The 12,231-nt window shown below is 57.1% G+C and carries 6 protein-coding genes; 3 read left to right on the top strand and 3 right to left on the bottom strand.

The window, feature by feature from the left end; translation table 11 throughout:
* Positions 1 to 491: 491 nt before the first annotated feature.
* Both RISK_RS07135 and RISK_RS07130 read right to left on the bottom strand, forming a co-directional pair.
* Complete coding sequence (locus RISK_RS07135) at positions 492 to 2,300, bottom strand: peptidylprolyl isomerase (protein WP_047813549.1); 1,809 nt, start codon at positions 2,298 to 2,300, stop codon at positions 492 to 494.
* A gap of 160 nt (positions 2,301 to 2,460) precedes the next feature.
* Complete coding sequence (locus RISK_RS07130) at positions 2,461 to 5,277, bottom strand: HAD-IIB family hydrolase (RefSeq protein ID WP_047813548.1); 2,817 nt, start codon at positions 5,275 to 5,277, stop codon at positions 2,461 to 2,463.
* A gap of 79 nt (positions 5,278 to 5,356) precedes the next feature.
* Between RISK_RS07130 and RISK_RS07125 the strand changes: the two genes are divergently transcribed.
* From RISK_RS07125 to RISK_RS07115, 3 genes are read left to right on the top strand one after another with little or no spacing between them, the layout of a single operon-like run.
* Positions 5,357 to 6,385, top strand: a complete 1,029-nt coding sequence (locus RISK_RS07125; RefSeq protein ID WP_047813547.1) for a carbohydrate kinase family protein — start codon at positions 5,357 to 5,359, stop codon at positions 6,383 to 6,385.
* A 41-nt stretch (positions 6,386 to 6,426) separates the two neighbouring features.
* Entirely contained in the window at positions 6,427 to 8,742 is a 2,316-nt protein-coding gene (locus RISK_RS07120) for an HAD family hydrolase (RefSeq protein WP_047813546.1), read from the top strand.
* Positions 8,743 to 8,767: 25 nt separating this feature from the next.
* Complete coding sequence (locus tag RISK_RS07115; protein ID WP_047813545.1) at positions 8,768 to 10,750, top strand: alpha-amylase family glycosyl hydrolase; 1,983 nt, start codon at positions 8,768 to 8,770, stop codon at positions 10,748 to 10,750.
* Here RISK_RS07115 and queA read toward each other — a convergent pair whose 3' ends face one another.
* On the bottom strand, positions 10,751 to 11,860 hold the full coding sequence (queA, locus tag RISK_RS07110) for a tRNA preQ1(34) S-adenosylmethionine ribosyltransferase-isomerase QueA (RefSeq protein ID WP_236696106.1): 1,110 nt from the start codon (positions 11,858 to 11,860) through the stop codon (positions 10,751 to 10,753).
* Positions 11,861 to 12,231 lie beyond the last annotated feature (371 nt).

Raw genomic sequence — 12,231 nt, 5'->3', positions numbered from 1 at the left:
CCGAGAGACCGATGCCGGAAAACAAACGGTCGCCCCGGATGGGGCCGTCGTGGGAGTTGGGGGCGTCCCTCGCTCACGCGTCGGGTTGTGATGGGTGGTTGCTGCAGGAACCCGCCAAAACCCAGCACCAGAAAACTGCACGACCTCCGCAGCGGGAGGCGTCGGAAAGCGAGCTTTCCGGGGGAGGGAAATTCACGCCGCCTCCCATGCCCGTCCCTCACCCTCGCGTACGCCTGAACGGCGTCGCTCGACCTCTCCACCAACTTCGTTTCGGGAGAGGGTTCCGGCCGTAGCGAAAGTCGTCAAGACTTTCGGTTTTCCCGCTATCAACAAAACTCTTGACGAGTTTCGCTACCCTGAAATCAAGCTGTAACAGACCACTCGTTGGCAAAACAAGAAAAAAGCCACGCTTGGATGATGGGCATCCAGGCGTGGCCGATGTTGTTGTCTGAACGGTCTTGCTCAGAGAAATCGTTGAGTGTTCCGGGCGATCAGCGAGTGCCGTTGCTCTCGGCCGCCACGCGTGGGATTTCTTTGGCAGCGACGAAGAAGTTGTCGATCTCAGCGGTTTGCTTGAGTTGATCGTACTTCATGCCCATCGCCACGTTCATTTTCTTTTCGATCAGAACGCTGCGGAGTTCTTCTTGGACCGCACTGAAGTCCGAAACAACGGGCTCGGTGAATCCTTGGCAACGCAGGATGATGTACTTGTCACCCGTCGCGATGATTCCGCTGAGGTCACCGGGCTTCATTTGGAAGACCTCTTTCTCAACCGAGGGCTGGCCACCGTGCTTGCGAATCGGCGGGACCTTCCCGAAGTTGCTGGAGGACACCGGTTCGATGCTGTACTGGTTTGCGAGCTGGCCGAAGAATTGGTCCGTCGGGTTGTCGCGAGCCATCTCCCAGACCTTTTGAGCGCTGCGTTGGTCGGACAACACGCACGCCAGAACTTCGGCACGAGGTCCGTAGTGCGATTCGAAGCCTTGTTGCAGGTCTTCTTGGGTCAGGTTCGTTTCGTCTTCGACCAACTTCTTGAGTGCGACGCTCGGCCAGACCACGTCTTCGATGTAAACCTCACGGGTGCCGGGGCCACCTTCGAGGACGGCAGCGAACCAGCCTTCGATGTCCGCAGATCCGTTTGCGTTCATGTAGCCAAAGCTGATCGCGGCTCGTTCGATCTCGCGTTTCAAGTCCTCATTGCTGATCTTCTTGCCCGATTTCGCGAGGGCTTGAGTCAGCAACTTGCGATTGATTTCGCCTTCCAAGACGCTTTCGCCATGACGCTTGATGCACTCGGCTGCCACGTTGGCGATCGAAACTTGTTGTCCATTGATGATTGCGGCGACGCCGGGGTACTTGGCTGATGCTTCGGCGTCCCCCAAGACTTTGACGACTTGAGCTTGTTCCTGAAGTTGGGCGAACAGTTGGCTGGCGGCTGTTTTCATCTTTTCGTCGCGGATTCGGTCGTTGATCTGTTCTTTGATCGCGGGCAAGGCTTGCGGCGCCGGTTGACTGGCTGGCATCCGGCGAACGGCTTGCAAGAACATCCAGTGGTCGCCGACTGGCAACACATCGGAGACTTCCGCCACATCCAAAGCGAAGGCAGCATCTTCAATGGCTTGGTCACCCATGTAGCGGCGGATCGGTGGAATCAATCCACCGACGCTGGCACTGGTGGGGTCTTCGCTGAATTCTTTGGCTAGCCGAGCGAAGCTGCTTGGTTCGGCGACGGCTTGAGCATGCAGTTGGGTGGCTTGCGATTGGTCTTGCACCATCACCATCCGGCATTTGATCGCTTCGCCATATTGGGAAACAAAGGCACGGTTGAATTCGTCTTGGGAAACGACCACTTCGTCGGCCACCAGTTTTCGCAGTGCCAGCATGGGCCAAATGATTTCGCGACTGTATTGATCTGGTGTGATGTCGCGTTCTTCTTGCAGCAATTGCAGGTAGCTTTCGACATTCAGGCCAAACTTCTTGGCGACCCGAAAGATTTCGGTGCGAACCTCTTCATTGGTGACGCCCAGTCCACGGCGGTTGCATTCCTGCATGATCAAGTGCCGGTTGATCAAGTTGTCCAAAACATCGGTCCCGTACCGCTCCACGCTGGCGGAGGCCAACGCATCACGTGAAATCGGGTCGGCATTGACCACGGCGACGACCGAGTTTTCCGCCGCTTCGACTCGCATGGTCGAAACGCCGCCCAGGATCGCCACGATGGCAGCGGTGAGCACAATGGCTCGACGAATGAACGTGCGGGAGGACGTTGGGGGCAACGCCAAGTGTGATTGAATGGTCATCTTCGGACATTCCTTTATCCGGGTGATTTTGGTCCTGAAGTCGCGACTTTAGGAAAATCGCATTTTTGCCTCAAGTTCAATCAAACCATGCAGCGACAGAAACGACGCCAAAGCAGAGACATGGTTGGTAAACAGGGCGGTTTCGGCAGGTCGGCGAAGGTTAGGTGTTCGATTCTTCGCTTTCGAACAAGCAGATGCGAGCGTGGTTGGGGAGCAATCCATCGGTCAACGGCTCTCCGAATGCTTCCATTGAGTCGGCGAGCAACCGCCATGACCCAGGCGACCCTTCCATCGGTTTGGTCGGCAACGGTTGGACGGTCGCTGGTTCGTTCGTGTCGTCTTCTTCCTGCAGAGGTGACAGGCGGACCATGACCTGCAACGCCTCGTCCGGGGATTGGTAGCTGAGCGAGTACAGGTTGACCTCGCGGTTGACTTCGACATGAAAGTTGTCCGGTGACAAGAGCCCGGTTTCAACGAAGCGTTTGCGGATCGAGATCAGTGTCTTGTACCAGTTTCGCATCGTCTCGCTGCCCGACTCCACGCTGCCGATCACGGAGGACCGCATCGCTGCTTCGTCGGTGGGGAGCACCCCGTCGCTCCAATCGTGCTGGGGGTAATCGCGTTTGCGACCTCGAACCACCGCCCGTTGCAATCGCGGGTCGCCAAAGTCAACAAAGAACTGAAATGGGTTGGGGGAGGCGAATTCTTCTCCCATGAAGAGCATCGGAATCGATGGCATCAGGATCGCCAGCGTCACTGCGGCGGCCTGCGTCTCCGGCGAGGTCAGTTGATGCAAACGCATGCCGGTGGGATGGTTGCCGATGAAGTCGTGGTTTTGGATGCAGACGATGGACGACCGAGTGTCGATGCGTGGCAGCATTTCGTCGGTGTCCAAGGTGGTGGCCGACTCGCGGCCTCGGTCACCTCGAACGTCACCGGCGAACACGAATCCCCGACGCAGCGTTTTTTCCAAGTCGCTGCCTGGCGAGTAGGTTCGATGGGTGAGTTGTTCGCCCGGCCGAACGGTCGCGAACATGCTGTGGACGTAGTCATCGCTCCACTGCGCATCGAATCCGGTGCCGCCTTCGCTGAGTGGTTTGACCATTGCGGCATCGTAGACATTGGTTTCGGCGATCAGCCAGACGCGACGGCCGACTTGGTCGGACCAGCGTCGAATCTCCTCGCTCATCTGAGTCGTGATGTGTTTCTCCGAGTCGTCTTTCATGCAGTGAATGGCGTCCACCCGCAGACCATCCAAGTTGTATTCTTGGAGCCACATGATCGCGTTGTCGATCACAAATCGACGAACAAGGTCGCCTCGTTTGGGATCATCGAAATTCGGAGCTGCTCCCCAGACCGTGTTGTGTTTGCGAGACGTGTAAGGTCCAAACTCAGACCAGTAGTTGCCTTCGGGACCAAAGTGGTTGTAAACAACATCGATCATCATCAGCAGCCCGCGGGTGTGCGCCGCGTCGATCAGTTGTCGAAACTCATCGGGAGTTCCGAACGCCGTCATCGGAGCGTACCAATGTGTCCCGTCGTACCCCCAGTTCCAACGACCAGCGCACGCGGCAATCGGCATCAATTCAATCGCTGTGATTCCCAGGTCGACCAATTCGTCCAAGCGTTCGATGGCGGAGAGATAGGTCCCTTTCTCGGTGAACGTGCCCAGGTGCATCTCGTAGATGATCAGTTCATCCAATTCGTCGGCAGCTGGATCGGCTGTTGGTTGAAAAGGAAACTGAGTGGCAACAATCGCGGAGGGGCCATGGACACCTTCGGGTTGGAAGCGGGACGCCGGATCAGGAAGCGGATGCAAGAGCATATCGGGCGTCAGTTCGGTTGCGCCATCATCGAACGCCGCGCCGTGTTCTTCGCGAACGAATCGGAATTGGTACCGGGTGCCATCGGTGACCCCGTCGACGATGGCATGATGAAAGCCTCGGTCTTGGCGTTGCATTCGGAACAGTTGGTTCGGAAGCACTTCCAGGACCACCCGTTTTTGCTTGGGAGCCCACAAAGTGAACTCGGCTCGGTTGGCTCCGATCAGTCGGGCTCCCCAGGGGATCGATTCGGGCAGCACGTCGGGGTTGGGTTCCGCCGGAACGTTTTTGGCAGGCGAATCAAAAAGCCCAAACCAACGCGCGCCTTCCAAGACGCCTGACGTGCTGGTTCCACGAGCCAACTTCAATCGATCCACCCAGCCCGAGGCGTGATGCGTGTCGGCGATCTGGCGAGCGATCTGGCGGTCGGCGTTGCCAACCACAACAGCTCGATAGCCAGCGATCAGGGCCGCAGTGTCGTTGCCCGAGTCGCCGCAGAACACGATCTGCTCTGGTTGCAGATCATTTTGTTCGCACCACCACTGCAACGCGAAGGCCTTGGAGGCTCCGTGAGGCAAGACGTCGACCAAGCCATCGTTGTTGAACGGGTCGATGCTGCTGACGATGCTGCAGGGGAGTTCGTGCAATTTGAGATACGCTTCGACCGCGTGGTGGCAAGCGTCCAGTTGGTCAGCCGGGACGTAGTAGCTCCATTTGTGTCGGCCTTGTTTGAACGATTCCTGCAAGGTGAAGTCGTCCAGTTCGGCGATCGCTTGCCGATGTTTCTCAATCTCAATGTTGCCGAGGACTTCGTCGAGGAGCTCTTCGTAGGCGGATTGGAGAACGTAGTTGCCCTCCCTGTCTCGGCGGTAGATGCTGACACCAACGTCACACAAAATCCAATCTGGATTTGGCAAATCGAATTCACCGATGGCGTTTCGCACGGAATCGAAATGTCGCCCGGTGACGAAAACCAGGGGGATTTCGGTGGTTTGCAGCAACTCACGAATTTGTCCCATCGACACTAAGGCGGCATCGTCCCCTTCGAGAGGCAGGAAAGTCCCATCCAAATCCGTTGCCAAGACCTTCGGTGGCAAGGACGTCATGGAAACGGTTCGTGCAGGGCTGGGGTTGGATGCGATCGTGGAATTCATCGTGTAAGATTAAGCGGTGTCGCGTGAGGATAATGTTTCGATTTTCAGTCAGTTTGCTTCCCCAGGATTACAACGCACGATGACCGATTCGTCGATTGCCCGCAGTCAAGATCCTCCGGCAGGCGTGGCAATCATCGTGGGTGAAGTGCTTTGGGATTGTTTCCCTGATCGCCAAGTTCTTGGCGGTGCTCCGCTGAATGTGGCTTGGAATTTGGCAGGCTTCGGACTGCTGCCTTTGTTCGTCAGCGCGGTGGGGGATGACGATCTCGGCACTGAAATTCTGCGCCGGATGCGTTTGTGGGGATTGTCCACCGACGGCGTCGCTGTTTTGCCGGGCGTTTCCACTGGCACCGTCGCGGTGACGCTTCTGAATGGCGAGCCACAATACGAAATCGTTCGCGGTGTGGCCTACGACCAGATCCCCGTGCCCAACGAATCCGTGTTGGAATCGGTAAAACAACGAATTCGCGAAGCCACCCAGCAAGGTCTGCCTTCGTTGCTGTATCACGGAACATTGGCTTATCGAAGTCCAAGCAATCGTGAAACCATTCACCGCCTCCGCGATCACTTTGCGGACGACGAAGCCACTCAGCTCGACGTGTTCTTTGACATCAATGTTCGGAAGCCACACTACGACGTGGCTTGGTTGGATGACCTGATGCCTGGAGCGGGGTTGGTCAAATTGAATGAGGACGAAATGAGCGACCTGGCTGGTCGCAAATTATCCAGCTCATCCGACCGGCGAGCAGCGGCACGCGAATTGCTTGATAAGTACAGCAATCTCAAATGTCTCCTGGTGACGCTCGGCGCGGACGGTGCGGAGTGTCATTTGAGCGAATCCAGCCAATCCAGTGGCGTCGGTGATGCAAAACCGATCACCGTGGCCGCTCCGGAACCAGACCCTCTGATCGACCCGGTCGGTGCCGGGGACGCGTTTGCGTCGGTGGTGATCGCCGGGCATTTGAGAAATCTTCCGGTGGAGCCAACCCTGAAACGTGCAACTCGGTTTGCATCTCAGGTGTGTGGGCTGCCGGGAGCGACCAGCGACGAGACCAGTTTTTATCGGATTGATTTCACCGAGGATCCCCATCGCGTTCCGGATGATTGAACGCAACCTGCGGGCCCGGCCCTTCTATCGACAGGAATGCTATGAGTATGCCCGCCAGCGGGACACTTCGCGTCACTTTGCTTAGTTTGCACGGACTGATCCGTGCTCGAGATCCCGAGCTTGGTCGAGACGCGGACACGGGAGGACAGATCAAATACGTTCTCGAATTAGCGGAAGAGCTTTCGCGTCGAGAAGAAATTGAATCCGTGGAATTGGTCACGCGGCAAATCTTCGACGAGCGGGTCGGTCCGGACTACGCCCAGGTCGAAGAGGTCATCAATTCAAAAGCGAAAATCGTTCGCGTGCCGTTTGGCCCCAAACGATATCTCCGCAAAGAAGGTCTCTGGCCTTATTTGGAGACCTTCATTGATCAGATGTTGGGGCACTACCGGCGAGTTGGTTTGCCTGATTTGATCCACGGGCACTACGCCGACGCGGGTTACGCGGGCGGCCAACTGGCTCGTCTTCTTCACGTTCCCTACGTCTTCACGGGGCACTCCCTGGGACGAGTCAAACGCCAGCGTCTGATCGCGGCATCGCAAGAATCCAAGGCTCCCAAGCCGCCTCGGGATTTGGACCGGAAGTTCAAATTCACCGTCCGCGAAGAAGCGGAAGAGTTCGCACTTGAGACCGCGTCGCTGGTGATCACCAGCACTGGTCAAGAAGTGGAGGAACAGTACGCGATTTACGATCACTACCAACCCGGTCGGATGGAAGTCATCCCGCCGGGCGTTGATCTCAAGCAGTTCTACCCCGTCGACGAGACGGAGCCGCTGCCACGGATCCACGACCAGCTCACACCCTTTTTGAAGGACGCCGAAAAGCCGATGGTGGTCGCCATGGCTCGTCCTGACGAACGCAAAAACATTGAGATGTTGGTTCGAGTGTTCGGTGAGAATCCCAAGTTTCGCGAAATGGCGAATTTGGTTCTCGTCCTGGGGTCCCGAGAAGACCTTCGCGAGATGCCCTCTGGCCAGCGTCGAGTTCTCACCAACGTGTTGCATCTGATTGATGTTTACAACTTGTACGGTCACGTTGCGTATCCGAAGTCGCATCGACCCAGTGATGTCCCGGACTTGTATCGACTGACCGCCCGCCGCAAGGGGATTTTCGTCAACCCAGCGTTGACGGAACCGTTTGGTTTGACACTGTTGGAGGCGGCTGCCAGTGGCGTTCCGATCGTTGCCACCAATGACGGTGGCCCCAGTGATATCATCGCCAACTGCCAAAACGGATTGCTGATCGACCCGCTTTCAGCAGAGGAAATTGATCATGCGTTGATGCGAGGTTTGACCGAACCAGAGCAGTGGCAGACTTGGTCGGAAAACGGCATCGAGGGGTCGCGAACGCACTACAGTTGGAGCAACCACGTTGACCGTTACCTGCGAGACGTGACTGAGATCATCGAGCAGTCCGCCACCCCCGCGTTGGCACAATCGGCAGGCCGAACGACGCGTCGACTGCCTGAGTTCGACCGCATCATCATGACGGACCTCGACAACACGTTGACCGGCGACGACGATGCGTTGGCCGACTTTGTTGATCTGTTGAACACGGCAGGTCGGGACATCGGGTTCGGGATCGACACCGGCCGATCTCTCGACGAAGCGATGGCGTTGATCACCAAGCTCAACTTGCCTCGTCCAGATGTTTTGTCGGCCGCGGTGGGGACGGAACTTTATTACGGCCAAGACCTCACTCCCGACCTTTCATGGCGAAAGCAGATCAAGCACCACTGGCAGCCCAAGCTGGTTCATGAAGTGCTGGACGATGTGCCGGGATTGTTTCTGCAGCCGGAAAAGGACCAAACCGAGTTCAAAATCAGTTATCGGATCGACCCAGAAGCATCGCCGGCGGTCGCGCAAATCCGCAAAATGCTTCGTTCGGCGGGACTTCGTGTGAAAGTCGTGTTGTCGCTGGGATCGTTTTTAGACATCATCCCGCTCCGCGGCGGCAGCGAACTGTCGTTGCGACACCTTGCTTATCGCTGGGGTTTTGAACCGGAGCGATTGCTGGTCGCGGGTGACTGCGGCAATGACGAAGGCATGCTGAAGGGCGGCACATTGGGCGTCGTCGTGGGGAATTACAGTCCCGAGCTCGACAAGCTGCGTCGATTGCCACGGATTTACTTCGCCGAGGGGCATCACGCTCGCGGGATCATGGAAGGAATCGAGTACTACGATTTCTTGAACCATATCCGGATTCCGAACGATCGGATCGAGCACGAGCCTGGGAAGCACCGGACCAGCGAAACGGCAGGCGACGAATCGAACGAACAACATGACGAACCATCCGCAGGCGAAATGAATGACGACCCTCATCAACGTCAATCTTCCGAAACCGCCACTGCCTCCTGATTCAGCCCCCGCTCCAGCAGACACCATGAACGCAATGCACACCAATGCGCTGATGCACGCGGTTCGCAATGGCGTGAAGGATTCGCGGGCGCAGAGCGCGCTGAATCGTTTGCTGCCACGATTGGAATCGTTTTGGGAGGTCGAAAACGTCTCTCAAAGAGAAGCCGACGAAATTCAATTGCGAATCGTTCAGCACTGGGATGACCTGTTCGGTCACTTGGTGCACTTGTATGGCGATCAATGGGATTTCTTTTATCACCTCGAACAGATCCTGCTCACGATCATTCGTGGCTGGCGGATGCGCCCGGAGCCGTTGAAAAACGACGATGAAAATCGGATCAATAATCCGGAGTGGTACCAGTCGGAGAAGTTGGTTGGCGGGGCGTTGTATGTGGACTTGTTCAGCGAGAACCTCGGTGAGTTGCGGAAGCAGATCCCCTACTTTCAAGATCTCGGGCTGACCTATTTGCACCTGATGCCGCTGTTCGCAGTGCGTCCGGGCAACAATGACGGCGGCTACGCGATCAGCAATTATCGCAGCGTCGATCCTCGTGTCGGAACGATCGATGATTTGCGTTTGCTGGCCGAAGATCTTCGTGAAGCGGGGATCTTGTTGGTGCTGGATTTCGTGTTCAATCACACCGCGGATGATCACTACTGGGCACAGCAGGCTCAGTCAGGAAACGAAGAGTATCAAAAGTACTACTTCATCTTTCCTGATCGCAGTGTGCCGGATCAGTACGAGCGGACGCTGCGTGAAATCTTTCCCACCGTCCGTCGCGGGAACTTCACCTGGCATGATGGCATGCAGCAGTGGGTTTGGACCACGTTCAACAGCTTTCAGTGGGATTTGAATTATCGAAACCCGGAAGTCTTTCGAGCGATGTTGTCGGAGATGTTGTTCATCGCCAACACGGGAGTTGACTTGTTGCGTCTGGATGCGGTTGCGTTCATCTGGAAGCAAATGGGAACGAATTGCGAGAATCTTCCCGAAGCCCATACGTTGATTCGAGCGTTCAATTCCTGTGTTCGAATCGCAGCCCCGGGACTGGTGTTCAAAAGTGAAGCCATCGTTCACCCCGATGACGTCGTCCGGTACATCAGTCACAAAGAATGCCAGACTTCCTACAATCCAACGCTGATGGCGCTGATGTGGGAGTCGCTCGCGACGCGCGATACGAAGCTGTTGCGACGTTCGCTTGCGCGGCGTCACAAGTTGCCCGAGCGGACCACGTGGGTGAACTACTTGCGCTGCCATGACGACATTGGTTGGACGTTTGACGATGCGGACGCTGCGGCGGTTGGCATTGAAGCCTTTGGGCATCGCCAGTTTCTGAATGCGTTTTACACCGGCCAATTCGAAGGCTCCTTCGCGCGCGGGGTCCCGTTTCAGCACAATCCTGACAACGGTGACATGCGGATCAGCGGCACGCTGGCTTCGCTCGCGGGGTTGGAACAAGCGATCGAAGCCGATCGAGATGATTGGAAGGAACTAGCGATCCGCCGAATCCTGTTGCTCAACGCGATGATGCTCAGTGTCGGCGGGATTCCGCTGGTTTACTTGGGCGAAGAGTGGGGCGCGCTGAACGACTACGATTTCGTCAAGGATCCTGCGAAGGCCGGGGACACCCGATGGGTTCACCGGCCGAAGATGCAGTGGAAGTTCTTGGACGAACTGGGAGACGACGGCTCGATCCGAGGCCGTATTTATCGATCGATTCGCAAGCTGATTGCGATTCGCAAGATGACACCCGCGTTTGGTGGGTTGGACATGGAGTTGTTGATTCTCGAATCGCCTCACCTGCTCGGTTACGTCCGCCAACACGAAGGCAATCGGGTGATTGTGGTCGCGAACTTCTGTGAGCATCCGCAGCAGATCGACAGCAATCGACTTCGGACGGCAGGGATGGGGCGTTTCTTTGAAGACCTGTACTCCGGTCAAACGATCACAACGTCCCATCCACTGGAACTGGGGCCCTACGAGTTCATGTGGCTGCATCGCGTTTGATCAGACGATCAGCATCGCGTCGCCGTAGCTGAAGAAGCGGTATTCGTTTTCAATCGCCTCTTGATACGCACGGCGAATCAGGTCGTGGCCTGCAAAGGCGCTGACCAGCACCAGCAGCGAACTTTTGGGTTGATGAAAGTTGGTCATCAGCGCATCCACGACGCCGAAGCGATACGGTGGCTTGATGAAGATGTCCGTCGCTCCGGTCCAGGTTTCTGCGACGCCGCGACCGTCGGATTCGTTTCGGTTGGCAACGCAGCTTTCCAGGACACGGACGCTGGTCGTTCCGATGGCCACACAACGCCCTCCACCGCTTCGGCGGTCGTTGATCTGCGAGACGGCGTCGCTTTCGATGCGGCCCCATTCTTCGTGCATGCGGTGTTCGTCGATGTCATTGACTTCGATCGGACGAAAGGTGCCGATGCCGACATGCAGGGTGACTTCCGCCATGGCGGTTTGCCCCTTGGCAATTTCAGTCAGCAAAGACTTCGTGAAGTGCAGACCCGCGGTGGGGGCGGCGACGCTGGCGGCGTCTTCGGGTTTGCTGCTGGCAAACACCGTTTGATAATTGGTGACATCCGCATCCACCATGTGCCCATCTCGAATGTACGGTGGGATTGGAATGCGGCCGTAGCGGTCCAGCCATTTTCCGGGCTCGATTGCCTTCGCCGGTCCCTCGAAAAAATCGTTGGGGACAGGTTGGACCAGCAGGTGTCCCTGGTCGTCACGCCCGATCACCATCAGTTCTCCACCGGCACGAGCATCGCGGTCATCCAAGGTGATCGTTTCGCCAGTCTGCAGCGTGCCACGCGTCTTCGTCAGCAGTTCCCACACACCGGTGGCTCGATCGGACCGCAGGAACAGTCCCTGCCATCGGCCACCGGTTTTCGTACGGCGTCCAAACAAGCGTGCCGGGACGACTCGCGAATTGTTCATCACCATCACGTCTTCGGCTCGGAGCAGCTGCGGGAGGTCTCGAACGTGATGGTGTTCGATCTCGCCAGACGCCCGATCGATCACCATCAGCCGAGCGTCGACGCGGTTGGGCAGTGGTTCCTGTGCGATGCGTTCGCGAGGCAATTCGTAGTCGTAGAGATCCAAGGATGGCATGCGGAAGGACGCGTCCGAGCAGAGAAAATGGGTTGGAAGAATTGAGCGACCAGCATAAGGGCGCTGGGCAATTGCCGCGACCACGGCTATCGAGTGTCCGCTTTCCGTCAAAATGGTAACCCGACGCGTGAGCGAGGGACCCAGAGGCTCGTTGCAATGGCACGCGATCCCTCGCTGACGCTTCGGGGTGGGATTCCATCAGCAGGCCGTCACGCGTCGGGTTTCTATTTCGGCGGGCTTGGAAGCTCATCGTACGGGGACTCGGAATGGGGGGCGTTCGGCGATGGGGCGGCGATCAACTGTCGTCGCTCCGCGAGTAGGGAGTTGTGTGTCGTGGGCGGATGCCCTTGGGGTGAAAACCCAAGGCTTTC

It is taken from the genome of Rhodopirellula islandica (genome assembly GCF_001027925.1).
Classification (GTDB): Bacteria; Planctomycetota; Planctomycetia; order Pirellulales; family Pirellulaceae; genus Rhodopirellula; species Rhodopirellula islandica.
The sequence above is the reverse complement of the archived record's forward strand: the minus strand, read 5'-3'. Positions and strand labels throughout refer to the sequence as shown.